This is a genomic window from Gaoshiqia sediminis, assembly GCF_025907915.1.
Lineage (GTDB): Bacteria > Bacteroidota > Bacteroidia > Bacteroidales > Prolixibacteraceae > Gaoshiqia > Gaoshiqia sediminis.
Genome location: NZ_JAPAAF010000022.1, coordinates 17,072 through 43,114, shown reverse-complemented (window position 1 = coordinate 43,114; position 26,043 = coordinate 17,072). Strand labels below are relative to the sequence as shown.

22 protein-coding genes are annotated in these 26,043 nt (G+C 50.7%); 8 read left to right on the top strand and 14 right to left on the bottom strand.

Annotated elements, in window-relative coordinates:
- Positions 1 to 3: 3 nt before the first annotated feature.
- Positions 4 to 363 (bottom strand): hypothetical protein, encoded by a 360-nt coding sequence (locus N2K84_RS13755; protein ID WP_282592398.1) that lies wholly within the window; start codon positions 361 to 363, stop codon positions 4 to 6.
- An 83-nt stretch (positions 364 to 446) separates the two neighbouring features.
- On the opposite strand from N2K84_RS13755, the gene N2K84_RS13750 reads away from it, so the two are divergent.
- Positions 447 to 839, top strand: a complete 393-nt coding sequence (locus N2K84_RS13750; RefSeq protein WP_282592397.1) for a DUF3859 domain-containing protein — start codon at positions 447 to 449, stop codon at positions 837 to 839.
- Positions 840 to 1,023: 184 nt separating this feature from the next.
- On the opposite strand, the gene N2K84_RS13745 is transcribed toward N2K84_RS13750, so the two are convergent.
- From N2K84_RS13745 to N2K84_RS13725, 5 genes are all read right to left on the bottom strand, one after another.
- Positions 1,024 to 1,317: a hypothetical protein gene (locus N2K84_RS13745; protein ID WP_282592396.1), complete on the bottom strand. Its 294-nt coding sequence runs from the start codon at positions 1,315 to 1,317 to the stop codon at positions 1,024 to 1,026.
- 62 nt (positions 1,318 to 1,379) lie between these two features.
- Positions 1,380 to 2,243: a DUF3108 domain-containing protein gene (locus tag N2K84_RS13740; protein WP_282592395.1), complete on the bottom strand. Its 864-nt coding sequence runs from the start codon at positions 2,241 to 2,243 to the stop codon at positions 1,380 to 1,382.
- Positions 2,197 to 4,032, bottom strand: a complete 1,836-nt coding sequence (locus N2K84_RS13735; RefSeq protein ID WP_282592394.1) for an Ig-like domain-containing domain — start codon at positions 4,030 to 4,032, stop codon at positions 2,197 to 2,199. The genes N2K84_RS13740 and N2K84_RS13735 overlap by 47 nt, the downstream gene beginning before the upstream one ends.
- A 119-nt stretch (positions 4,033 to 4,151) precedes the next feature.
- The gene (gene glmS, locus N2K84_RS13730; protein WP_282592393.1) at positions 4,152 to 5,990 is read right to left on the bottom strand and encodes a glutamine--fructose-6-phosphate transaminase (isomerizing); all 1,839 of its coding nucleotides are present in this window, start codon (positions 5,988 to 5,990) and stop codon (positions 4,152 to 4,154) included.
- 312 nt (positions 5,991 to 6,302) lie between these two features.
- Positions 6,303 to 7,106 carry a glycogen/starch synthase gene (locus N2K84_RS13725; RefSeq protein WP_282592392.1) on the bottom strand — a complete coding sequence of 268 codons (804 nt, stop codon included), beginning with the start codon at positions 7,104 to 7,106 and terminating at the stop codon, positions 6,303 to 6,305.
- A 153-nt stretch (positions 7,107 to 7,259) separates the two neighbouring features.
- Here N2K84_RS13725 and panC point away from each other — a divergent pair, with 153 nt between their 5' ends.
- From panC to radA, 7 genes are all read left to right on the top strand, one after another.
- Entirely contained in the window at positions 7,260 to 8,108 is an 849-nt protein-coding gene (panC, locus tag N2K84_RS13720) for a pantoate--beta-alanine ligase (protein WP_282592391.1), read from the top strand.
- 6 nt (positions 8,109 to 8,114) lie between these two features.
- Positions 8,115 to 8,465, top strand: a complete 351-nt coding sequence (gene panD, locus N2K84_RS13715; protein WP_282592390.1) for an aspartate 1-decarboxylase — start codon at positions 8,115 to 8,117, stop codon at positions 8,463 to 8,465.
- 908 nt (positions 8,466 to 9,373) lie between these two features.
- Positions 9,374 to 10,000: a transposase gene (locus N2K84_RS13710; RefSeq protein ID WP_282592389.1), complete on the top strand. Its 627-nt coding sequence runs from the start codon at positions 9,374 to 9,376 to the stop codon at positions 9,998 to 10,000.
- 774 nt (positions 10,001 to 10,774) lie between these two features.
- Entirely contained in the window at positions 10,775 to 11,545 is a 771-nt protein-coding gene (locus N2K84_RS13705) for an HNH endonuclease (protein ID WP_282592388.1), read from the top strand.
- Positions 11,546 to 11,609: 64 nt separating this feature from the next.
- Positions 11,610 to 11,912: a hypothetical protein gene (locus tag N2K84_RS13700; protein WP_282592387.1), complete on the top strand. Its 303-nt coding sequence runs from the start codon at positions 11,610 to 11,612 to the stop codon at positions 11,910 to 11,912.
- Between the two features lie 113 nt (positions 11,913 to 12,025).
- Positions 12,026 to 12,184: a hypothetical protein gene (locus tag N2K84_RS13695; protein WP_282592386.1), complete on the top strand. Its 159-nt coding sequence runs from the start codon at positions 12,026 to 12,028 to the stop codon at positions 12,182 to 12,184.
- Between the two features lie 75 nt (positions 12,185 to 12,259).
- Entirely contained in the window at positions 12,260 to 13,621 is a 1,362-nt protein-coding gene (radA, locus tag N2K84_RS13690; protein ID WP_282592385.1) for a DNA repair protein RadA, read from the top strand.
- Between the two features lie 350 nt (positions 13,622 to 13,971).
- Here radA and N2K84_RS13685 read toward each other — a convergent pair whose 3' ends face one another.
- From N2K84_RS13685 to N2K84_RS13650, 8 genes are all read right to left on the bottom strand, one after another.
- On the bottom strand, positions 13,972 to 14,613 hold the full coding sequence (locus N2K84_RS13685) for an HAD family hydrolase (protein ID WP_282592384.1): 642 nt from the start codon (positions 14,611 to 14,613) through the stop codon (positions 13,972 to 13,974).
- Between the two features lie 183 nt (positions 14,614 to 14,796).
- Positions 14,797 to 16,584 (bottom strand): family 16 glycosylhydrolase, encoded by a 1,788-nt coding sequence (locus N2K84_RS13680; protein ID WP_282592383.1) that lies wholly within the window; start codon positions 16,582 to 16,584, stop codon positions 14,797 to 14,799.
- Positions 16,585 to 16,595: 11 nt separating this feature from the next.
- Positions 16,596 to 17,432, bottom strand: a complete 837-nt coding sequence (locus N2K84_RS13675) for a glycoside hydrolase family 16 protein (protein ID WP_282592382.1) — start codon at positions 17,430 to 17,432, stop codon at positions 16,596 to 16,598.
- A gap of 35 nt (positions 17,433 to 17,467) precedes the next feature.
- Positions 17,468 to 18,160 carry a carbohydrate-binding protein gene (locus N2K84_RS13670; RefSeq protein WP_282592381.1) on the bottom strand — a complete coding sequence of 231 codons (693 nt, stop codon included), beginning with the start codon at positions 18,158 to 18,160 and terminating at the stop codon, positions 17,468 to 17,470.
- A gap of 95 nt (positions 18,161 to 18,255) precedes the next feature.
- Positions 18,256 to 20,211, bottom strand: a complete 1,956-nt coding sequence (locus tag N2K84_RS13665; RefSeq protein ID WP_282592380.1) for a cellulase family glycosylhydrolase — start codon at positions 20,209 to 20,211, stop codon at positions 18,256 to 18,258.
- A gap of 85 nt (positions 20,212 to 20,296) precedes the next feature.
- Positions 20,297 to 22,546 (bottom strand): beta-glucosidase BglX, encoded by a 2,250-nt coding sequence (gene bglX / locus N2K84_RS13660; protein ID WP_282592379.1) that lies wholly within the window; start codon positions 22,544 to 22,546, stop codon positions 20,297 to 20,299.
- 61 nt (positions 22,547 to 22,607) lie between these two features.
- Positions 22,608 to 24,374, bottom strand: a complete 1,767-nt coding sequence (locus N2K84_RS13655) for a PKD domain-containing protein (protein ID WP_282592378.1) — start codon at positions 24,372 to 24,374, stop codon at positions 22,608 to 22,610.
- Between the two features lie 45 nt (positions 24,375 to 24,419).
- On the bottom strand, positions 24,420 to 26,018 hold the full coding sequence (locus N2K84_RS13650; RefSeq protein ID WP_282592377.1) for a RagB/SusD family nutrient uptake outer membrane protein: 1,599 nt from the start codon (positions 26,016 to 26,018) through the stop codon (positions 24,420 to 24,422).
- Positions 26,019 to 26,043: the final 25 nt, after the last annotated feature.

Below are 26,043 nucleotides of genomic sequence, written 5' to 3'. Positions count from 1 at the left end.
AAACTAACAGGCTGGAGGTCCCCGAAGCGGGAACAAAGCAGAAAGCTCAAAGCGATAATTGGGCGAAACCGGTTTCCCGGCAATTTCCTCTTTAATAATTAATTGCTGAAGCACAGGCAGAGGTTCCGCCGTATCGCAATAATCGAGGTAGAAACCTTCATAAAACGAATATTCCTTGCCGCTGTGGCTATGCGATTCCTGATCATGCTCCTGATCGTGCCCAAAAGGGTGTGCATGACGCACGACCATACCGTTCGACAACACGTGAACGTGCATATTCAGCATCGAATTTGCCAGCAACAACAGGTAAACCGGCAAAAACAGCAGAATAAATTGTTTTATATATTTGCGGACAGGCTTCATTATTTATGCTGACAAATATAGCATTTGACCGCATTATTTAAATTCATTCTTCGTAAAAAGAAGATAAAAATTAATGTAACGTTTTGACTAAAAAGAAAATTGAAGTTGAATTGTACAGTTATGGCGAATATTCACGCTGGGACAAAACCAGCAAGGAACTTCCCCGCATCCTGAATATCACCGACCATATTGAGGCAGAAATCGGCACCGAATTTGGCTACATCCTCAAAATTAAAAAAGCCCGTGGCACGAAGCTGGACTTTCGCATCATCCATCCGCCTTTTAACGATGAAAACGGCCAACCGGCCCCCGATTTTACCGGCGAAGTTTACATCCACAGCAACGAGTACGAATTCTTTCTGGGGGACTGTGTGTGGGAACCGCTCCACGACAAGCTCGGTCCCTGGCGGCTGATCACCATCCTGGACGGAAAAACCATTGCCGACAAAACGCTGACGCTGGTCAGCCAAAAGTAAAGCTTATGGAGTATCCGGGATGTTGCCTTATCGAAGGAAGAATGTGGGATTAAGTGGTCATTCATGGTCATTTAGTGATGAAAAACAATGAATGACAATGAATGACAATGAATGACAGTAAAAATCCCCGCGCAGGAAAGCAACCGGATATTCAAATATCGTTTAAAGGAAAATGTGCCCGGACTTAAGAAGCCTGACCAATCAGCTTATTGAGCTGGTCGTAAGCTTTGTCGCAACCTTCCACCAAATCCTGCCCCACTTTGTGGTAGAATTTCTTCACCATTCCCGGGTTGTCTTTTCCATCCGGATGGTTTACCCGGTTACGGAGGTTATTGCGCAAGCCCAGTACGTCGGCAATAATTTCGTAGGCGCCTTCGCGATCAGCCCCGTCAACAGCATGGATATACTCAAAACAATCCAGAACAACTTGTCCGACCAAAAAGTCGATGTCCTTTTTCAAATTCCTAAGATTTGCCATAATTCGTGTTTTATTTTTGTGCGTGATATTTCAATTTCCTGACCGGGACAAACTTTTCCAGTTTAATTTTTCAACCCGGTTTCGGCCTCCAGCGGGTATTTCAGTTGCAAGGCATCCAGAAAAACGGCCTTCACCGAGCCAATTTTAATTTTTGTTTCAACCATAATGGGCAGCCTGTTTTTATCAGCCGTGAACCATATTTGCATGTACTCGCCTGCCGGGAAAAAGTCGCCCTCCAACAACCAAACCGAAATGCGGTGGCATTGAAACTTGCGCCCGTTACGGGTTTTTACTTCTTCGGTGCCCCGGTACCGAAAGTACAAATCTTCAATCTTATTATCAACCAGCATGGAGAAATTAACTTTTCGCCCCTCCGTCATCCGATCGAAGTCGTAACTGCGGAAACGGTAGGCCGTGCTCAGCAAATCCAGCACCTCCGGTTTATAATGAAGCTGGTCGGTAAACGGTTTTTCGTCTTCGCGGTGGATTTTCGAAAATATTTTCGCCGATTTCACATCGAAATCATATTCATGCGATGAATGCCCCTGCCCGTGATTAACCGCACGGCGAAACCAAACCGGCTTAAATTCAGGGTACGAAACCACCGATTCGAAGGTATCGCGCACCGAGTAAAAAACATCGTATGCTTTGTAGGTTTTCCCGATCGCCCGAAAGTTCCAGGCTGGCCGTCCCCGGTGCGAAAGGGTGTCGCAGCTGAAAACGACCTCCCCGGCATTGATCCAGATGAAGTGCCAGTTGTAATAAGCACCGTACCGCGCGGATTCGCCAACACCAAAAGGCAGCGACTGGGCTTGACCTTGGGCCGGACGCAGACCAGCCAACAGCAACGATGCCAGCAACAGGATCTGCCAGATTGACTTAACGCGTTCCCGCAGCAGGTCTTTTGCCTTTGGTACGTTTTGCATCTTTGGCATCCTCGTCTTCATCAATCAGTTCCTTTCCATATTGAATATCGGCAGGGAGAGCCCAACTTTCGCGCACCTCAAAATTGGAGCGCAGTTTCAGAATTTTCGGATAATAGACAACCCGTTCGGGCTGTTTCCATTCCTCGATGCTACCGGTATCCCAGCGCCCATTATCGTTTCGGTCAACAATCAGCCGGATCTTGTACTTCTCCGGTTTCAGGAACGGAAACTCAATCTCTCCGTCAGCCCGGATGGGTGTTTGCAGGACCAATTCCTCTTTATCGGTATTTTTTAGCAACTGCACCATGCTATTTCCCGGCAGATTGGAAATGGCCAATATGATTTTGGCGTAGTACCCTTCCTTCTGGATCTTAAATTTCTGATTCAACCGGTTCGAGGGCTGCCCACTGTATGTATAAGCAGCTGCCGAATCAATTTCCACCCGGTATTGTCCCTCAAACTCCCAGGGATAGTCGATCCGGAATTTCCGTGTTGAAGTGGTGTCGGGTATCAATGCCACATCCAGGCGTTGTTCCACGGTATCCACCAGCTGGTACAGCGCCACTTTCGACTGGTCGAAGCCGGCCAGAGGCTCCGGGGCTTCAATCCGCAAGGGATTGTACACATCAAACGGATCCCGGGCATTTTGTTTAAACGTAAAATGCTGCACCTTCTGCGTTTCTTTTTCAGGCCTTCTTTTACGTTCCTTCTGCTCGGGCTGCTTATAGACCATTTCCAATGTATCTGCTGTCATCACCAGGTTTTTCAGGCTGTCGTGCACCTGGTACTTAAGCTCAAACTTCAGCGTATCCGATTTGCTCAGGATGGTGTCGTTTATCCAAAGCGAAACGGTATCGCGGCGGGTGCCGAATTCCAGCTGCGACCAGTTGGGGGTTGGTTTTGGCGACAACAAATTCAGTTGAAAGGAGTCGGTTAGCGATTCGGAAAAATAAAAATTGCACAGATTGGCCCGGTCGCGTTTCGAGTTATCCAGAAACTGGTCAAACACCTCCTCGGCATACAGCAAGAGGTAAAACGGCTTGGAGTTAAACTGCGCAGGAGCCAGCAGGCTATCGGCCGACAAGGGTGCGCTGACCGGGAACTGCGGTACAACCAGCGAATCGTAAAAGGCGATCATCTCGCCCGGCTGATTGAACGTGAGGCTGTTATCGGCATCTTCGATTGCATACAGTCGATAATTGCCTGATGCCACATTCGAAATCAGGAAAAAGCCTTCCTCATCGGTTTTGGCAATATAATTCGGAATGCTGTCACGAAAAGCGGAAAGACTGTCCAGCGCATGCAGCACAACCAGGATGTCGCCAACAGGCTCCATATTTTCGGCCAGGCGTACATAGCCGCCCACCTCCAGTGTGTCGAACGCTTCCCCGGTAGAAAACGAAAAGCGGAAATTCTCCAGCGGGTTCTTCTCGTTATTGTCGGCAATCGCATCTTTAAAGTCGAGCGAATAGGTGGTGTTCGGTTTCAAATCGGGCCCCAGGTCAACGATCAGGGTTTTCGACTTGGTTTTCACCAGTGGTTTCTTCTCCAGAGGCGGCGAAACCACCAGCTTGCTGCTTACCTCGTCGGCAATAACAAACTCATCAAAAGTGATGTTCACTGTTTGTTCCTGGTACATCCGCGCATTCATGCCCGGAAGGGTTTTCACCACCACCGGCGGAATGGAGTCTTTATCGCCCCCGGTTGGCATTCCCGGATTGGCGCACGAAGTGGTAAATACCAGGTAGGCCAGGTAACCAAGTATCAGTATTGAAAGTATCCTGTTCATGCAAATAAACTGATTGACAGCGTCAAGCTAAAAATTTTGACAGCCCGGTGCAAACATACAAATTCATTCCGCAACCGACGGAAGGTTTGTCGTAATTTATCCCGTATAGAAGTGAACCCTTACTCTACCGTAACCGATTTGGCCAGGTTCCGGGGTTGGTCCACGTTGCAACCACGCATCACCGCGATGTAATAAGCAAACAATTGCAAGGGCACCACCGCCAGCAGGGCAGCCACGGCCGGGTGCGATTCAGGAACCTCGAAGAGGTCGTTGGCCATGTTGCGCAAGCCGTTGTCGTCTTCGGTCACCACGGCAATAACATTTCCCTTGCGGGCTTTCACCTCCTGGATGTTGCTGACCACTTTCTCGTAGTAGCTGTCTTTGGCCGAAACCACCACCACCGGCAGGTTGTCGTCCACCAACGCGATGGGGCCGTGTTTCATTTCGCCGGCCGCGTAACCTTCGGCATGCATATACGAAATCTCTTTCAGCTTGAGGGCGCCTTCCAGGGCTACCGGGAACAGATAGCCACGCCCCAGGTACAGGGCATTGATGGCGTCTTTATATTTTTCAGCTACCTTCTTGATGTTGGGGTGCGACAACAGGATGGTCTGCACCTTATCGGGGATGGCCAGCATTTCGCCAATCAGCTGTTCGTACAATTCCTGGCTGATTTTTCCGCGTTCCTTGGCCAGCTTGAAGGCAAACAGCGTGAGCACGGTAACCTGCGCGGTAAAGGCTTTGGTAGAAGCCACACCGATTTCGGTGCCTGCATGGGTATAAACGCCGGCATCGGTTTCGCGGGCAATGCTCGACCCCACCACATTGCAGATGCCCAGGATGAGGGCGCCCTGCGCTTTGGCCATTTTCAGGGCTGCCAGCGTGTCGGCCGTTTCGCCGCTCTGGCTGATGGCCATCACCACGTCGCCGGGGTTAATGATCGGTTTGCGGTACCGGAATTCGGAGGCGTATTCCACCTCCACGGGGATGCGCGCGTATTCTTCAATCAGGTATTCGGCCACCAGGGCTGCATGCCACGAGGTGCCGCAACCAATGATGATAATCCGGTTGGCATTCACAATTTTGGGGAAAACATCGAGCAAACCGCCCAGCACAATCTCTTTCTGGTCGGCTTTGATGCGTCCGCGGTAAGTATCCTGGATCGTTTTGGGTTGCTCGAAAATCTCTTTCAGCATGTAATGCTCAAAGTCGCCTTTCTCCAGATCGCCGATGCTCAGGTCCACCTTGGTTACCTTAAAGTTGGCGGGATCGTTGTCCACGGTTTTCAGTGTCAGGCTGTTTTTCTCAATCACAGCCACATCGCCGTCGTTCATGTAGATCACGCTGTCGGTGTATTCTACAATCGGGCTGGCATCCGAAGCCAGGAAATATTCGCCCTGCCCGATGCCGATCACCAGCGGACTGCCCAGGCGTGCTGCAATGATGCGGTGCTTTTCGTTTTTGCAAAGAACGACAATCCCGTAGGCACCCACCACTTTGCTCAGCGCCAGGCGAACGGCCAGCTCGGCATTGTCCACCTCGTCGAGGCTGTAAAAATATTCTATCAGGTTGACCAGCACTTCGGTGTCGGTTTCCGTTTGAAAAACATAACCTTTGCCGGTCAGGTCCTTTTTCAGCTCAGCATAGTTTTCAATGATACCGTTGTGCACCAGCACAAAATTGCCGTGCATGGAGGTGTGCGGGTGTGCGTTTACATCGTTGGGTTCGCCGTGCGTTGCCCAGCGCGTATGCCCGATCCCCACGTGGCCGGTAATGTCTTTGTCGGCCACGAAAGTTTCCAGGTCGCTAACCTTGCCTTTCTTCTTATAGGTTTTCAGATCTGAATTATAAATAGCAATACCGGCAGAATCATATCCCCGGTATTCCAGTCGTTGCAATCCTTTGATCAGGATCGGATAAACATTTTTATCGCCGATATATCCAACTATTCCGCACATATCTGTTCTATTTTGGAAACATGCCCGGGGCGCTGCCAACACACCTCTCAACTGTTTCGGTTTAACTTCCTAAAAAATTCCGGGTACCGGTTCTCCCGGTTTAGCCCGTCAAAATCTTCAACTAATATCCAACAATATTCCGAATTCGTCAACGGCCATTCAGGCTCGGAGGCACTTTTTTGCATGACAGCAGAAAAGTCAACCATGGGTAACAGCCGGTATCCGTTAAGCACCACAAGCAACAAAGCAAGATAAAAAAACACACTACCCTGCTTAATTACAGGACATTAAAACCCCGGCAAAAGGCCGGATCTAAAATACTTTTTCGTAGAATTCATCGTAAGCGTCGAGGTATGTTTCCTCGGGATGGTAACTTAAAAATAACTTATCGCGCGACTGTGTGTACTCCGACAAGGCCGGATTAATCGTTTCGCTGCCCTGGATAACCCCGTCAGCATATTCGATTCCCAGGCGCGACATGTTTTCGTAGGTAGGTTCCTCCAGCAATTTCACGTCTTCGTTGGCAATCCCGTCAATCAGCACATTTTGCCGGGCGTTGGAATTTAACGGTTTCTTAAAGTTTTCGTTATAAACCGAGTAAACGACTTTCGAATTGGCAAACAGCGGATCGTCGTGATAAGCTTTTTTGATGTACAGGGGCACCAGCGAGGTGAGCCAGCCGTGACAATGAATCAGGTCGGGCGCCCAGCGCAGCTTGATGACCGTTTCGAGTACGCCGCGCGCAAAAAAAACAGCCCGCTCATCATTGTCGTCAAATTCTTTTCCCTTGCTATCTTTCAGGACATGCTTTCGGTGAAAATAGTCTTCATTATCAATAAAATAAACCTGCATCCGGGCAGCCTGGATCGAGGCCACCTTAATAATGAGAGGATGATCGGCATCATTGATCACCAGGTTCATCCCGGACAACCGAATGACTTCATGCAGTTGGTTCCTTCGTTCATTAACACTTCCATACCGCGGCATAAAAGTCCTAATTTCCCTACCCTTTTCCTGAATACCTTGCGGTAAAAAACGTGATTTTACGGACATTTCTGATTCGGGGAGATAAGGGGTAATTTCTTGAGAGATGAATAAGACTCTTTTCTTTTCCATGAAAATATGCTGAATTTGATTGGCCAAAATTAATAAAAATATAGCGAATATTCAATTTTAGGGGATTACAGCTGTTTGAAAAAATCGAAAGCCCGCCTTGGTTGGCTTCGTGTTGAATTATTTATTTACTTTGCAGCCTAATTTTTTTGCCAGATGCTGGTTGTAAAGGAAATAAGCGAATTAAAGTCGCACATCGCGAAGCTGAAAGAAGGAGGCAAAACGGTTGGTTTTGTGCCCACCATGGGCGCCCTTCACTGCGGTCACCTGTCGCTGGTGGCCGAAGCCGGAAGACAAACCGACTTTGTGGTAGTCAGCATATTTGTGAACCCCACCCAATTTAACGATCCGAAAGATCTGGAGAAGTACCCGCGCAACCTGGACCGCGACCTGGCCTTGCTGGAACCCACTGCCTGCCAGTTGGTTTTTGCGCCCGAAGCCGATACCATATACCCCGAGCCCGACACCCGTAATTTCGACTTTGGCCAGCTCGAAACAGTGATGGAAGGCCGGTTTCGTCCGGGCCATTTCAACGGTGTTGCCCAGGTGGTGAGCAAACTGTTTTACCTGGTGGAACCCGACAAGGCATTTTTCGGCCTGAAGGACTTCCAGCAGCTGGTGATTATAAAAGCCATGGTAAAACAATTAACTTTGCCGGTCGAAATCGTTCCCTGTCCCATCGTTCGCGAAGCCGACGGCCTGGCCATGAGCTCGCGCAACCAACGCCTGAGCCCGGAACAACGGAAAAATGCGGCCCGCATTTATAAAACCCTGACCGAAGCAGGAAACATGGCCGCCAACCTAAGCGTAGAAGAACTGAAAAGACAGGTGGTTGAACAGATTGATGCCAACCCGTACCTGAAGACGGAATATTTTGAAATCGTGGACGATGAAACCCTCTCGCCGGTGAAGCAGTGGAGCGACCCGGTAAACAAAGTGGCTTGCATTGCTGTTTTTTGTGGAGAGGTGCGATTAATTGATAACCTGGTTTTCAATATAAATTAAAGCAAAATGTATATTGAAGTTTGTAAATCGAAAATTCACAAAGTAACTGTTACCGAAGCAAATTTGCAGTACGTGGGAAGCATCACCATTGATGAAGATTTGATGGATGCTGCCAATTTGATCGAGAACGAAAAAGTACAGGTGGTAAACATCAACAACGGTGAACGCCTGGAAACCTATGTCATTAAAGGGAAACGCGGTTCGGGGGTAATTTGCCTCAACGGCCCGGCTGCCCGCAAAGTGGCCGTGGGCGATGTGGTCATCATCATTTCGTATGCCCTGATGGACTTCGAAGAAGCCAAATCGTTCAAGCCCAAGCTGGTGTTCCCCGACATCGAGACTAACAGAATTGTGTAAACAAACGCTGAAACATAGCGAAAACCCGGAGCTTCCCAGTTCCGGGTTTTTTATTGCCCGATGGGCTACGTTTCCAGAAAAGGCTCGCAGGCGAAAAGAAGTGAATAAGAGTTACAGCGACTCTGCCCGTCATCCGGAACTTCCTGCCCCGCGGTCGGCGCAGGGCTTAGTCTTTGCTTCCTGATCTTCGCCAGGCATGAACTACCGCCCCGTTTTAAAACGTCCGGCCACCCGAAAAAATCTTGTGCCCATGTAACCGAAATTACTTAAGGAAGTAATGAAAGTCACTTAAGGAAAAGACGATCGTTACTTAAGGAAGTAATTGAAGTCACTTCCTTAAGTAATTTTTTCGTTCTCCTGAAGCAATCCGGATAAACTTTATCGCCCCGGTATTCCCCAGGCGACATCCGCCCGGCCACGCCATACCGTGGCCCTACGTACCGGATGTAACCCGAAACGCCGCGAGCCGGAAAAGCCCTGTACGGTCACGACAGGTCGTGACCGATACCACAACCCCAAATAGCAACACAACAACACCCCGGAATTTTCTTAAAAGCCTTTCTCCCGGCCACGGCATACCGCGGCCCTACCTGCCATTTGAAAACCGAAAAGCCGCGAACCTGAAAAGCCCCGTACGGTCACGACAGGTCGTGACCGATGCCACAACCCAAAATAGCAACACAACACCACCCCGGAATTTTCCCAAACGACATCCGCTCGGCCACGGCATACCGTGGCCCTACCTGCCGGATGAAAACCGAAACGCTGCGAGCCGGGAAAGCACTGTACGGTCACGACAGGTCGTGACCGATACCACAACCCAAAATTTGGGGTTTGGATTTTATTCTTTACATTTAACAAACTGATTGTAAAAAGAATAAAGACCAAAACGCTAAACCGGCAACAACATGGATTTCCACAACCGAAGAAACATCCGACTGCCCAACCATGACTACAGCCAGCCGTGCAGCTATTTTGTGACCATTAACATTAAATTGGGGCAATGCCTGTTTGGAAGAGCAAGCTCCCCAACCGAAATTCAGCATAGTCCGTTGGGCAAAGTGGCCGGCCAATGTTGGCTCAGCATACCGGACCACTTCCCGCATGTACAATTAGACGAATTTGTGGTCATGCCCAACCACCTGCATGGAATCATTCATCTTGGCAATCCCCCGGTTACAGGTACCCTGCCCGGCTACGGCATACCGTGGCCCTACGCGCCCGATGAAAACCGAAACGTTGTAAGTCCGGAAAGCCCAGTACGGTCACGACAGATCGTGACCTATGGCATAACCCCACCAACCAAAAACCATTTCGGCCCTTTGCCAAAAGGATCATTAGGCGTGGTGATCGGACAATACAAATCTGCAGTTACCCGATGGGCCAATAACAATCGGCATGGCGGCTTGTTTAGCTGGCACTCTCGTTTTTATGACCGAATAATTACAGACAAAGAAGCACTTCATATTGCCCGAATCTACATCCGGCAAAACACCGCCAAATGGTGGGAAAAATACGGCGAAAACGAATGGTAATCTTCTGCTCGCAAATCCTGGCATCCGACACAAAGCTATCTGTCAGGCCACGGCATACCGTGGCCCTACTCGCCAATTGAAACCAGATACGCCGCGAGCCGGGAAAGCCCTGTACGGTCACGAAACGTCGTGACCGATGCCACAACCCAAAATAGCAACACAACAACACCCCTGATCTTCTCCAGGCGACATTCTCACGGCCACGGCATACCGTGGCCCTACGCGCCAATTGAAACCAGATACGCTGCGAACCGGAAAGCCCCGTACGGTCACGAAACGTCGTGACCCACGGCACAAACCCAAACAGCAACATAGCACTACCCCTGAATTTTCCCAAACGACTTTCGCCCGGCCACGGCATACCGTGGCCCTACTTGCCATTTGAAAACCGAAAAGCCGAGAACCGGGAAAGCCCTGTACCGCCACGACAGGTCGTGATCCACAGCATACCCCAAAATAACAACATAACACGACCCCCGGAATTTCCCCAAGTGACATCCGCCCGGCCACGGCATACCGTTGCTCTACTCGCCAATTGAAACCAGATACGCCGCGAACCGGGAAAGCCCTGTACGGTCACGACAGGTCGTGACCGATAGCATAAACCAAAATAGCAACACAACACCAACCCGGAATTTTCTTCCTGCCAAAATCCTTCCTACCTTTAAACCATGGCCGATGTACACAATAAGCAAACCCGAAGCTTGAGATGCTTGCCATTTAGATTTTGTTCGGTACCTTTATTCTACTCAAAACAATTAACGCCAATTAAAGATGGAAAGAAGAAATTGGACCCGTCAGGAACTCATTCTTGCCTTAAACCTATATCTGAAACTACCATTTGGGAAACTTCATCACAATACACCTGAGATTATTCATCTCGCAACGATTTTAAATCGTACTCCTAATTCAATTGCAATGCGGCTAAGCAACTTTGCCAGTGTTGATCCCTTCCACCAGCAACGTGGAATTAAAGGCTTAACCGGAGGCATCAAACAAGTACAACCCATTTGGGATGAATTTGTAAACGACAAAGAAGAACTGCTGTTTGAAAGCGAACGCATACTTGCCGATTTAGAGCATCAAACCCTTGAAAACAAATATGCTGAAATACTTTCAGGCACCGAAAATCTAAAAGGCGAAACCAAAACGCGCGAAGTAAAAACCCGTGTAAACCAAAACATCTTCAGACAAATTGTATTAGCAAACTATTCCAGTAGATGCGCGATTACCGGAATAGACCTACCTGATTTATTAGTAGCCAGTCATATTATCCCGTGGGCAAAAAATGAACAAGAACGATTGAACCCAGAAAATGGGATCTGCCTATCTTCACTTTACGACAAGGCATTCGACAAAGGACTTATCGCAATCAACGAAAAGTACCAAATCCTAATTTCAGGCGAATTGCGAAAAAGAGAACATGAAAAATTCTATCCTACATTTTTTGCTCCATTAGCTAAACTGACACTCCATCTCCCCAAAAAATACTTGCCAAAAAAAGAATTCTTGCAATTTCATCTTGAAACTGTATTTAAAGGATAAACCATTGTTACTCATCGTCCGTTGACACAAGTATCCTTAGAATATTTCTTTGCCGGAAAAACTCATGGCTAAGACCATCCGATTTTATTATCGCTATCGGGATTCGGGGAACTACAAAAAATTTGGGCATAAAGATTTTTCAAATCCCGACAATCTTCCTTTGGAATTCATCAAACAAGAATTTGCCCGACTGCTTATTGATGGCATGTATTTCTATCCGGAAAAAGTAAATATCCCGAAATTCAAATTTCATCGATACTGGGACGACTATTCGTGGTATGAAATGGAATACATTGAGGTCATTGATAAAAAGCCTCCACAAGAAACTATCAACGAGTTTTTGGAGAAAATGAAAAACAACCCCTGATAAGAAACCGCGCAAATTGATGGTCCCGGGTTGAACTGCATGGAAAAGACAAAGTTGAACTCCTTCCGAGTTCCGGCTTTTGGGCCCGTTACCCGCCAGTTGCACTGGCGGTGATGGACATACAACTCCTTCGGAGTAAAAGGAATGACCGTGAAAAGCCAACCCCATTGGAAATCGCACCTAATCACGAAGTGATCAAACCATCCATCACCCCCAATCCAATTGGGGGATATCACCGGGCAACCACTCACCCCAAGCCCGAAGCGGATTGAACAAAACCACCGAAACCCAATAAATTTCCTTAGAAACCATTACTTTTATTCACCGAAACAAACAAACCCTGCGGAATGGCAAAAGCAAAAACCGTTTATACCTGCCAGAACTGTGGCAGCCAGTCGCCCAAGTGGGTGGGCCGTTGCACCAACTGCGGCGAGTGGAACACCTACGTAGAAGAAGTGCTGGTGAAGGAAATCAAGAGTCCGCTGCCCTCGCGCTCGGCAAGCGGGGCACAACCGCAGCGGTTGTCGGAGGTGGGCGCCGGACAGGTAGAGCGGATCAACACGCACAACAACGAGCTGAACCGGGCGCTGGGCGGCGGGTTGGTGCCGGGCTCGCTGGTGCTGGTGGGCGGCGAGCCGGGCATCGGCAAATCGACCCTGGTGCTGCAAGTGGCCCTCGACCTCACCGACCGCAAAATCCTGTACGTGTCGGGCGAAGAAAGCATCCAGCAGATAAAGATACGCGCCAACCGCCTGAAACGCGAAAACGACAACTGCTACTTCCTGAGCGAAACGTCGCTCGAAAATATCCTCACCCACTGCGAACACCTGGAACCGGAACTGTTGGTGGTCGATTCCATTCAAACCGTGGCCACCTCATACATCGAGTCGTCGCCGGGCACCGTGGGCCAAATCCGCGAATGCACCAACGGCATCCTCAAGTTTGCCAAAGAACGGCGCATCCCGGTCATCCTCATTGGCCACATCACCAAGGAAGGCAGCCTGGCTGGCCCCAAAGTACTGGAACACATGGTGGACACGGTACTTCAGTTTGAGGGCGAAAACCAGTACATGTACCGGATTCTGCGCGCCATCAAAAACCGCTTTGGCTCCACCTCCGAGCTGGGCATCTTCGAGATGGACCACGCGGGCATGCGCGAGGTGAGCAACCCCTCGGAGCTGCTCATCAACCGCGACGACGAAGGCCTGAGCGGAACAGCCATTGCCTGCGCCATCGAGGGGAACCGTCCGCTGCTGATCGAAATCCAGTCGCTGGTGAGTACGGCCGCTTACGGGACGCCGCAGCGCTCATCAACCGGCTTCGACCTTCGCCGCCTGAACATGCTGCTGGCCGTGCTCGAAAAGCGCGCCGGTTTTAAGCTGGCTACCAAAGATGTGTTCCTGAACATTGCCGGGGGCATCAAGGTGGACGATCCGGCCATCGACCTGGCGGTCATTTCGGCGGTGCTGTCGTCCAACTTCGACCTGGCCGTTGAAAAGACCATCTGCTTTGCCGGGGAGGTTGGCCTGTCGGGCGAAATCCGGGCCGTGAACCGGCTGGAGCAACGCATCGCCGAAGCCGAAAAACTGGGGATGAAAAAGATTTTCATTCCGCAAGGGGGCAAGTCGATCAACCTGAAGAAGTTCAACATACAGGTTGAACCGGTTTCGCGGGTGGATGATTTTTTCCGGAAACTGTTCCGGAAATAATGTTTTAAAATGCTGGGAAACTCCGTGTTTTCCGCTGCTTGACAATCATGAACGATCAAAGGCGCTGACGAAAAGGGGCCTTGCCCCTTAAACCCCATTTCATTTCTTTTCCTTGATGAAAAGAAACGAAACAAAGAAAAATCAAGAAAATTTAATCCTTCCACCCGCAAGGCCAGCGCCGGCCCGGGCCAAATTTTCCGGCCGACCCGCCTTTCGCCTTCCGGCGAATTGGGGGAGTTTACCCGTTCAACCAACTGGCACGATCCGAATTTCCCTTCCCTGGTTTTCTAAGCAAAACCCCGTAGGCCAGCGCAACCGCCTGGGAAATGGCTTTATCATTAACCGATAGTTCACTGATGGGAAAAGCCGTTGCCGAAGATGGCCGAAAGTTCCATGCCCGGGGTAAAGTGGACCGTTTGCATCCCGGCCTGCTGTGCCCCCTCGATGTTTTTGCCCGAGTCGTCGATAAACAACGTTTCGGCAGGAAGCAAACCGGCATCGTTCAGCACAAATCCGAAGGACTCCAGCGAAGGCTTCCGCAGGCCAATCTCGCTGGAATAGTAATCTTTCACAAACAAATCGGACAGTGAGAAATTAAATTTCTCCCGGAAGAGCTGGTGAAAACACGTGATGTGAATGCTGTTGGTATTGGAAAACAAATACAGCCGGTAGTCTGCTTGCAGCTTTTGCAACAGCTGTACCTTTTGAAGCGGAAAGTCGATGATCATAGCGCACCAGGCTTCATCAATCAATTCGCTGGAAACCGGGCGGGGCAACAATGCGCGGATGCCATTCCGGAACTCATCGTCCGACAGCAGTCCTTGCTCCATGTTCAAAAAAACCTCGTGGTGGTAGCCCCAGCCGCCGGGCTTAATCAGGTCGGGCATGCCCAGCTTGCGAAAGGCCTCGATGGACAAATCGGGATCGATATCCAGCAGGACGCCCCCCAAATCGAAGATGATGTTTTTTACGGTTGCGTTGAGTTCATTCATACCCGCAAAACTAAGCAAAGTCTCAGAAAAATGAGCAGTTGGACCAAGTCTAAATTAACCACCCCGTCTCCGGCAGTAGCCGGATCCACTCCTCCTGCACAGAGCTTGTCCGGCATATTAACGGAAGGAGTACCCGCGTTAACGCGGGGGTGGTGGTTTTATCCAATGACCAGGGACCAATTCCTAATAAACCACCAGCTTTTCTGCCGCATGCCGATCCACTTTCAGGTAGTAGAGGCCGGGAAGAAAGCCTTCAACCGAAAGCTGAAATTCGGGTGCCTCATTTGTAAGCGATGAAAAAACCAGCTGTCCGGTTGCAGAAAAAAGCTGCACCAAGCGAAAGGCTTCACCGGAACGAATGGTCACGTGCCGATTGGCCGGGTTGGGAAAAACAGCGAAGGAAGCCTTTTCCAGCAGAGCGGGTGCAGCCGTGGGAATGGATTCCTGCAATCGCATATCCTTCAACTGAAATGTACCGCTGCCGCTTTGCCCAAACACACCATAGTTGAGGTAAATCCGGATTTGACGCACCCGGTCGAGCAAGAAGGAAGGCGACGAACTGGCGGTAAACTGATGGGCATACCGATGGAATTCGGCATCACCGTGAAAGCTGTCAATCTTGAACAAGTTCGTGGTGTTTACATTTCCGTTGCTATCCACCAGGTCGATGCGCAGGTTGGAGGGCGGTGAGGCCGGATCGATTTTTAGTTCGAAAACAAACCCGCCGTGGTCGGAAAGGTCGGCCAAGCCGTTAAAGTCGTAAATCAGGTTCGGGTTCTGCGTCGGACTGGTTACCGAAAAATCCACTTGCAGGATGCCGCTCTCGTCGGTCAGCACCAGGCTGTTCCCTTCGCCCGGGAAGGCTTGCCACAGCAAGGCCCCCTGCGTATCGGAAGGCACAATTTCAAACGGGCTGGTGGCGGGCTTAAATTGGTAATCGACATGAAATACATTGGAGAAAACCGTCTCGCAGGGAGTGCGCAGTTCCAGCTGAAGGTCGCCGGGAGCATCGTTCCATTGAACGGTTATTTTGTTTGTTCCGGCGCCGCTAATCAGGGAAACACCTTCGGGCAGATGCCAGATATATTCGGCCCCCGCAACCGGATCGACGCTGTATTCGGCTTGTTGTCCGGCCTCGTTGAGCACCGGCCCGGAGATGACCGGCTTGGTCAGGCTGGAGCTGTACACGCGGACATAATCAATTTCCATGGTCGCTTCGGTGAGCGAGGGATCGATGCCCTGCGCACCGCCCCAATCGCCTCCAATGGCAATATTCAGCAACAGGTGGAAGCGCTTGTCAAATGGCCATTCCTTATAGGTTTTATGCTCGTTGATAAAGGTAAAGTACAACTGGTCGTCCACAAACCAACGAATACGTTCCTCATCCCATTCGATGGCATACACATGAAAATTCGTCAAGGCATCCGAAACTGTTATGCTGGCTCCTTTTTGGGTGCCGATAGAATGGTAGTAGGCTTCGGTATGCGCCGTCCCGTGAATCACGCCGGGGTCGTAGCCTACATGTTCCATGATATCGATCTCGCCGCTGGAGGGCCAGTTGCCGTAAGCCCAGTCGGTAGGCAGCATCCAGATGGCCGGCCACGTTCCTTTTCCGGAAGGCAGTTTGGCCCTCACTTCGATGCGTCCGTACAGCCAGTCGCCCTTTTGCCGGGTAACCAATCGGGCCGAGGTCCAGGTGCCGTTTGTTTTGACGGCTTTTATAAAAAGCTTTCCGTTTTCAATCCACGAATTGGCGCGCGTGTTGGTGTAGGTTTGCAGTTCGTTGTTGCCCCAGCCGCCGCCACCCAGGTCGTAGTCCCATTTTTGGGTGGCCGGTGCTCCGCTGGCATCAAATTCATCAAACCAAACCAGCCGGGAACAATCCGGTTCCTGAGCCCGGGCTTCCTCCTTCAACAGGAAAGGAAGAAAGAGAAAAAAAACGGATAAAAAGACGATCGAACGAACTTGCATAGCTACTTAAGTTACTTGTTTTTCTTTTGATAAACCCTAACATAATCCACCTCCATAGCCTGCGGAAAGATGGTGTCATCAATACCATTCATGCCGCCCCAGCTGCCGCCTACAGCCACATTCAGCAACAAATGGAACGGTTTATCAAACGGCCATTCGCCGGGCGAGGTATTTTCGTTTTGAAAGGTGAAGAAATGCTCACCATCAACAAATGCCCGAATTTGGTGCGGCTCCCACTCCAGCTGATAGACATGGAAGCGGTCGTGACAACCGGGCAGAACGATGCTGTCTCCCCGCTGCGTGTGAATGCTGTGATTATAACTTTTGGTGTGGACCGTGGCCAGAATGGTATCGCCCATGTAGCCTACATTCTCCATGATGTCGATTTCTCCGCTTGCCGGCCAGCTCCCGTATTCCCAGTCGGAAGGCAACATCCAGATGGCAGGCCACAAACCGCGTCCCCGGGGTAACCTGGCACTGATCTCGAACTTTCCGTACAGCCAGTCGCCTTTCCCCTTGGTAATGAGGCGGGCGGAGGTGTATTGTTTCCCTTCCTGCTCTTCCAGTAAGGCACGAATATGAAGCGTACCATCTTTTACCTCGGCATTCTCCAACCGCCTGCTGGTGTAATGCTGTTCTTCGTAATTCCCCCAGTTCCAGGCGTTTCCTTCGGTGTCGAAACTCCATTTTTCGGGATCGGGCAAACCCGTGTAATCAAATTCGTCAGACCACACCAGGGTATATTCGTCCATACTCCCGGTCCCGGACCCGTTTTGTTTGCCGGTACATGACAAGACCCCTGCAAAAAGGCAGACGACGATGAATTTCGAAAATTGAGAAACTTTCATACTGACTGATTTATCGTGTTTATAGTCATTAATCGTTATTTCGCAACAACAAAGCGGGCATGGCTTATTAGCTGGTTTGAGATCAGTTGAAGGACATAAACGCCTGCCCTCAGGGCTGACACGTTTAGCATAGCCCTCGATTGTCCTTCCCACACTTCTGCTTTCACTACCTGTCCCTGCAAGTCGATCACTCTCAGGTGGCCCTCTTGGGGCTCTATGTCGTTCAACTCAATAAACAACTGGCTGGCGGCCGGGTTCGGATACAATTTCAGGGACTGCTCCGGCTGCCCTACATCCGTTGCCCCCGTGGTGCCTGTCAAATCCAGCCGAAACCAATTCAGGTTAAACTCCCGCTCGTTCACTAAAACCCTCAGTCGGTAGTCTCCTTCTGTCAGGTTCAGCTCACGGGTGATGGTCACCCAGTTCTGCCAGCCTCCGGTGTTGGGCACGGTTACGGTGTGCAACCGGATGGCCTCGTCGGGGAATGAGAACAGCACCAGGTCGAGTTTTCCCCCGGCATCATTGCCCGAGGCCAGGCGGTACGAAATCCGGTATCGCCCGGTTTCAGTCACCGAAACCTGATAATCCAGGTAATCGCCGTCGTCGGTGTAGCCCATATCGAAACCGCCCCCGGTATCGCTGCATGACTCACGCTCCCAGCCAACATTTACCGCAAAATGTTCCGCCTCAATAGTTCCCGGCACCTCCATAAAAGTAATCCCTTTCATATCTATATTCAGGTTCTGAAATGTTTCCAGCATCGTTCCATCCGTCATCCGCAACTGTCCGGGCAAATAACTTAGCCAGACCTCATCGCCCTGCTTCAGTTTTTTTTTAACCCAAGCACCAGCTTGCCGGGATCATCTGTATCGTAGGTTAATTCGTCGATGCCTTCCAGAAAGCCGTTTACCTTCAGCCTGAAATCCTGAGCTTCCGGAGTGACTGACTGATCGAAGCTTTTGTTGGCTGCCAGATATATGGCCGAACCCGTTGGCGAAGCATACCCGTTGGTTGCTTTTCCGGGAACACTTCCGGTAGGTTCAGGGTCGGAAAACTGCATGTAATTCAGGTTGAAGCCGCCCTGCTCCACCACCAGGCGGATCGTTTGCCGGCCTTTTTCCAGAATGACCTGAGCGACGGTGACATCCGTCCAGTTTTGGTTACCGGTTGTCGCTTTTGCAGCAACAGTGCCGGTGACGTTTTTACCGTTCACGGCAAGGTGAAATTTGCCGGTTCCAGCTGTGCCGGCCACCCGAACGGTGACACGATAGGCCGCTGTTTCCTTCACCTCCACTGTGTATTCCATCCATTCGCCGGATTCCATCCATCCCACATTGTAGCCATTGCCCAGGGGCGATTCGTCACTGCAGGGCTCAATGTCCACGCCATCGTTCCGGTACGAGTGCCCTTGGTTCCAGGCAGCACCTCCTGCATTGCCCGTACTGTTGATAAAATCCTTGTCGAAATACGTTGCCCCGTGGCGTCCCAGATCAAAATCGGGGGCTGCAATCACCCCGGGAATTTCGTGTTTTTTGTAGGGTTTTCCCGTATCATCGGTTTGCTGGCGGAACATGGCGTCGATCACATCGGGCTGATAGGTGCAATTTTCAATCATCAGGTTTTCGGTGATCTGCATCAGGGTTTGGTAGCAAAAATCGGGGTCAGGAGTGCCGCCGTTTCGCCAGGTATCGAGCAACTGCGCATATTCCGGCGTTCGAACAGCTGTAAGCGGCCCCACCACGGAGCCAATCTTTTTCATGGGCCACCACGACCAGCCCACCTGTTGCGATTCGAGCATGCTGATGGTCTCGTAAAACCATTGATTGGCATTTTCGCCCGATTCGCCCATCCAGATGGGTACGTTATACTGCTCGCGCCAGCCCAGGAACTCGCTGATCGTGTTTTTGTCCGTTCCATTCCAATATTTATGGAAGCTGTAGGCCAGGTTATCGTCCCAGGGCGGGAACATGCCCGTCATGTTGTTTGCCCAGCAGTTGCCTTCGATAAAAACCAGGTGGTTTTGATCCACCTCGCGGATGGCCTCGGTGATGCGCACCATCAGCTCGCGAAGCGGTTCGTTGCTGCTGTCGCATCCATTCGGGTGTGTCCCGGTAAAGCTCCAGTTGGTTTCGTTGATCAGGTCGTAGCCGCCAATGTACTTTTCGTTGGCATACCGTTCGGCCAGCTTTCGCCACAGGGCAACTGTTTTTCGTTTGTTTTCCTCGCTTTCCCACAATGATGGTTTCGATGCGTCGTAGTCGGAGATGTCGGCATTTTTACCTTGTCCGCCGGGGGCAGCATGCAAATCGAGGATCACGTACATTTCATGGGCCCTGCACCACTCCAGCAGCTCATCTACCATTTGAAATCCTTCATCCAGCCAGGTATCCTGACCGGGAACCGGTTCTTCCTCTATGGGCAGGGTGAACAGGTTATAATGAAGCGCAGGGCGCACGGCATTGAAGCCCCAGGCTGCCAGCGAATCAATATCGGTTTTGGTGCAGTGGTTAGCCAGCCAGGCATCGTAAAACTCATCGGTGCGCTCCTGTCCCATCGCGGCTTCCATCAACGCACGGATTTCGTGCTGCGTTCCGGCAAAACCGCCTGTTCCCAGCATGTATCCTTCCTGCAGCATCCAGCCGCCCAGACCCATGCTGCGGATTTGGAAAAGTTGTCCCTCGCCGTCAACGATGTACTTGCCCTCGCGGTGCAGGTATTGGGACTGGGCCAGCTGGCACAGGAAAATGAACAGGATAGTAATCGGTAAAATTCGTTTCATCGTCTTTTCTTTTTAGTGAAAGGCAGGGGCTCGTTGGGAATAACGAACCGACTGCCTGTCCACTGATCAGGTTAGTTGGTATGTTTTAGTCGATCGTAAACCCGGCGTGCAGGCCTTCGGCGGAGTTGGTGCCCACCCAGACATCAAATTCACCCGGTTCGATCACGTGCTCTGTTCCATTATAGAATGACAGGTCTTCAGCCTTCAGCTGAATCGTTACCTGTTGCTTTTCGCCCGGTTCCAGGCTAACCTTTCTAAAACCTTTCAGTTCCTTTACCGGGCGGGTGATACTACCGGCGCGGTCGCGGATGTACAGTTGCACCACTTCGCTGCCCGGATACTTGCCCGTATTTTCCAGATTGACAGAAACCTCAATGGCGCCATCAGCAGGCATCGAACCGGCAGATAGTTTGAGATCGGAATAGGCAAACGACGTATAACTCAGCCCAAAACCGAAAGGGAACAGCGGCTCAAAACCGGCATCCAGGTAGTGCGAAGTATTCCCCAGCGACACCTGACCGGCTTCCGCCGGAATGTTGTCCAGGTGGGTCCAGTTGTTGTAATCAGCCGGGCGCCCCGTGTTTTTATGATTGTAATACAGAGGTACCTGCCCAACTGTTTTCAGGAAGGTAACCGGTGTTTTCCCGGAGGGCACCGTTTCACCGAAAAGCATGTCGGCAATTGCCGGACCGCCCATCGTTCCGGGGGCCCAGGCATATAACACGGCATCGGCTTTTTCGAGCACATGGCCAATGGTGAGCGGACGCCCCGCCATGATGACCACCACCACGGGTTTTCCGGTTGCTGCAATGCCATCAATCAGTTCATTTTGGGCGCCTTGCAAATCAAGGTCGGCCAAACAATGTGCTTCGCCCGACAAGATGGATTCTTCGCCCATAAACAGCAGGGCTACATCCGATTTTTTGGCAGCCTGGATGGCAGCAGCAAAACCTTCTGTGGTTTTGGTGCGACTGATCGCCAGTCCTTGTGCATAGTTAACGCGTGCCTCGCCCAGTTTTTCGCGCAGGGCAGTCAGCGGGGTCACGGTGTTTTCTTTCTTACCGTCGAACACCCAGGTGCCCATCTGGTCGTGCGGGGCATCGGCCAGCGGACCGATTACAGCTACTGACTTCACTTCTTTTGAAAGCGGAAGGAGCTGGTTGTTGTTCTGAAGAAGCACAAAACTTTCGCTGGCAGCTTGTTTGGCCACTTCCAGATGTTCGGGTGCCAGAATAGTTTTTTCAGCCAGCGTTTCGTCGGTGTAAGGCTGATCGAACAGGCCTAACTGAAACTTCACCCGGAGAATATTGCCTACATACGTATCGATGGTTTCCATGCTCAGTTTTCCTTCATCGAGCAAGGTCTGAACGCTGGAAACATAACAAGGACTGGTCATTTCCATGTCCACGCCAGCCCGGAGCGCTTTTTCGGCGGCTTCTTTGGGATCGGCAGCATAACCGTGGGCAATCATTTCGTAAATCGAAGCCCAGTCGCTCACCACCATGCCGTTGAAGCCCCACTCGTCGCGCAGGACGGTTTTCAGGGTGAACACGTTGCCACTTACCGGAACGCCGTTCAGGTCGTTAAAACCCGACATAAAGGTTAGTACTCCGGCATCAGCGGCAGCTTTGAAAGGAGGCAGATAATCGTTACGCAGTTGCGTTTCGGGAATGTAGGTAGTATTGTAATCGCGGCCGCCCTCGGCAGCGCCGTAACCCACAAAATGTTTGGCGCAGGCAGCAATGCGGTCAGGCGCCGATGGATCGTCTCCCTGAAAGCCTTTCACCATGGCCACGGCCAGTTGGGTAGCCAGGTAGGTATCTTCGCCGCAGCTCTCGGCAATGCGTCCCCAGCGCGGATCGCGGGAAATGTCAATCATCGGGGCAAAGGTCCAGTGAACGCCTTCGGTGGCCGCCTCTTTGGCCGAAACGGCCATGGCTTTTTCAGCCAACTGCGGGTTCCAGGCGGCAGCCATTCCCAACGGAATAGGCATAATGGTGCGGTAGCCGTGAATCACATCGCGCCCAATGATGATGGGAATGCCCAAACGGCTTTCCTCAACGGCCACTTTCTGCAGTTCATTTATTCGCTTCGCTCCCACCAGGTTGAGGATCGAGCCTACTTTTCCATCTTTAATGGCTTGCTTCAGCTCCTCATCTCCCCGAAACTGCCCCGGATCAAATTGCGACATCTGGCCAAGTTTTTCCTCCAGGGTCATTTGAGAAATCAACGCACTGATTTTTCGTTCGGTTTCCGGGTCGCCCTTCGATGGTACTTTTTCCTGACTGCAACTAAACAGAAACAGTGCAATTAAAAACAGATAAGCTTTTCTCATTTCTTTTAAGCTGAAACCTGACCTGTCCGGCAAGCGGACAAGTCAGGTAGTGATTCAATAATTAGTTGATTTTTGCAGATTTAATGCCTTCCACATGGGGGCCGGAGAGTTCATCAAAGTAAAATTCGTGAGTTACGCCGACATCTTTATTGCCCGGGTTTAACATGATACGGACAATATTGTAATAGTCGTGGTTGTAACGATCATCAGTGGTTACATCGCTGGCCATCAACGGAACCAAGCCCGGATCCCAGGAAAGGTCAGCTGTTGGAGCACCCGCGAAATTGTATTCCGCTACTTCCCAGGTGTTGTCCGCCTGAATGGTATATCGCAACTCTACGCCTGTTTGCCAGGCATTGCCACCCTTGTCGGTATTCTCCAGTTTTAATAAAACCACATCGCCGGCTTTGCCATAAACCATGATTTTGAAGGTCGAAACCAAGCGTAAATCGAACCGGTAACCGGGAGGAAGTGTCAAATTCGCATTGGCCCATTCTTGCTCTGTTTTTGAATAGAATGCCACATTTGAACTCCGGTTGGGGTAAATTTTCGCTGGGTTTGTCACGGTAGTAACCGAGCAATCTTCACCCAAAACAGGCGCCATGGCAATTTCACTGAAATCGTTGTACATTACCATTTCATCGAGCAGGAAGGGAACGTAATCCGGGTGATTGGCATCAACCACCAGCGAGTACGACAGGTTCAGGTCGCCAACTGAAGTGGTTACCACGGCCGAAACGCTATAAGTTCCCTGACGCATGTAAGTGTGTGAAGCCACGGCTGTATAATCGGTACTGCTTACCGGATCGCCTTCGCCAAAATTAAAGGTAACACCGGTAATAGCCTGCCCGTCGGGTATGTTGAAATTGGTAAGCGACACGTCGTAGGTATTAGTCTCGGCAGCTGCCACCACCGATAGTTCGGTTGTTACCGTGGGTTTCACATAGCCCTTGGGGATCAACTGATAATGCCAGGCATTCCCGTCACCTCCAATGGCAACCAGCTCAAGCAGGTTTTCTTCCAGCTTCAGGATTTCGTAGGAACCATTAGCTGCACCCACATCAAAAATGGGGAACATGGGGGTAGGTCCACCCAGGGTCAGATAATTCTTCCCGCCATTTTCTTCGATGAACCAAGTACCGGGCGAAGGAACATAGTCAACGGAGAAATCGGTATCAATTTCTACCGGGTTGCTGTAACCGGGACTGTTGTTCACAAAACCTTTCACATAGCTTTTGCCATGGTTGGTCAGCGTAGCCACAAAACCGGTAACTTTAAAATTGATTTCATCATCGTAAAGTACTTTTACAGCTTGTTTAGCTAACGGAGCTGCAGCCCACCATTCGAGGCCGGGAGTGCCGGCAGGGCCAACGCCCAAATGGCCGGAGGCGAGGCTGTCGAGCACCCATGTTTTGCCATCCAAATCATCGGCGCCGCCGCTGAGAAGAATGAATTTCTCATCCGTGAAAATGGAATAATCCGTTTTGGTTTGAGTCAGTGTTCTCGACTTTGTAGCCATCCCGCCTTTCGTAATCAAGGTCATTGTGATAGTGTAATCACCGGGTAGCGGATACGTGGCCACAGGGGAGGCGGCACTTGATTTGCTGCCATTGCCGAGGTCCCACGAAACGATGCCGGTAACCGAGGAAGTGTTGGTCAATACAAACTTAAAGTCGTTTGCTCCGGGAGCAATCGTGAAATCAAGCTGGTCTTCGGTCGGAGCTGCGCCAATGTCAACCGAGTCGTCCATTTCGGGTGAACAGGCAAACAAGGCCAGAAAGAGCGCTGCCATGCCGGTAAGTTGTTGCAAATATTTAAAGCTTCTCATCTTTATACGTTTTAAATTTTTCATCTTCATGATTACAAAACCTTCTTATTTATAAGCCGGTACCATTTGCGACAAGACGCCTTCGTTGGTATTCCGTATTTCGCTGGCCGGGATGGGGAACATCCCCCAGGTTTCGGCCTTAAACGTACGGGGCGCAAAGTCGGACTGGTTTGGAAGTCCCGAAGGAACATTGAAGCTGGCATTGATTTTTGCAGCGGCATAATCATTTCCGCGGCGCAGCAGGTCCCACTTGCGCAGGCCTTCGCCGCCAAACTCTACACGGCGTTCGTGGTAAATGGCATCGAGGGTGAGGGCCGTGAGGGCGGCATCGTCGCCCAGGGCGCGGGTCCGCACCTCGTTGAAATAATCAAGCGCCTTAGAAGGATTATCGGTCAGAAACAGCTCGGCAGCCATCAGCAACACATCGGCATAGCGAATATCCACGAAGTTGCGCGGGAAGTTATGGCTGGGATCACCACCGGAACCGATATAGTCATTCAGTGCCAGGTATTTATTGTTGAAAAAGCCGGTATTCATAAATGCTTTGGTATAAGAACTCAATCGTTCATCGGCATTGTAGATGGTGACATCACGGCGCGGGTCGCCGGCTTCGAATTCGTTATACAAGCTCCAGGTTGGCTGGGCAAATGACCAACCAGGGTAAATGCGCCCGTTGTCGCCCACCGGGTTCCTGACTCCGATCCATACGCAGGAGAAGTTTCCGTTGATGTTCCAGCCGCCCCAGTCGCCCGACTTAGCTTTGTCGGAATACTGGATTTCGAGCAGCGACTCGGCATTGTTCTGGTTTTCCCAATCCCACAAATCTGCATAATCAGGCAACAGTGAATACTGGTTGCTGGTGATGATTTGTTCCAGGGCGGCCTGCACGTATGTTTTGTCGATGGTGGTGGCGCCATCCGACCAATTTCCAACACCAATCACCGGTTTGACAAAACCTTCGTGGTACAAATAGATCCGTGCAATAAGCGCTTGGGCTGCGCCTTTCGAGATGCGCCCTTTTTCGGATGCCGGTATTTCGACCGGGAGCGCAGCAACAGCTTTCAACAGGTCGCTGGCTATTTGGGTGAAGATTTCGTCGGGCGTATTTTGCGGAATGGTTTTGTAGTCTTCGACTGAAGGCAATACGTCGGTAATCAACGGCACATAGCCAAAGTGGCGAACCAGGTCCCAGTACAGATAAGCGCGCAGGAACAAGGTTTCGGCTTCTAGCCGCTCCTTCATTCCTTCGGTTTCCCAGCTTACCCCTTCTTGTTTCTGCAAATAGAGGTTGGCCCGATAAATGCCGGAATAGCAACGGTTCCACAAGTCGCTGGAGGAGTTATTCTCCGGGGTCATGACAAACATTTCCATTTCATGCCATTGGCTCATGTCGTTCACGTTTGATCCTCCACAAAAAGCATCGTCGGAAAAAATGTCGGCCATGGTGGGCGCAAATTGCCAGTTCTGCACCGAGTAGGCATCGTAAACAGCTGCTACGGCCAGTAATGCCTGATCTTCGGTTTTGTAATAGTTGGCTTCTACCTGACCGGTTTTGGGTTCCAGCTCCAGAAACGAATCAGCGCAGGAGATTCCCCCAAGCGTGAAGGCCAGGAATGAGGTTACATATAGGATATTTTTTTTCATCTTCTGTAAATTTTTAATTGACTTC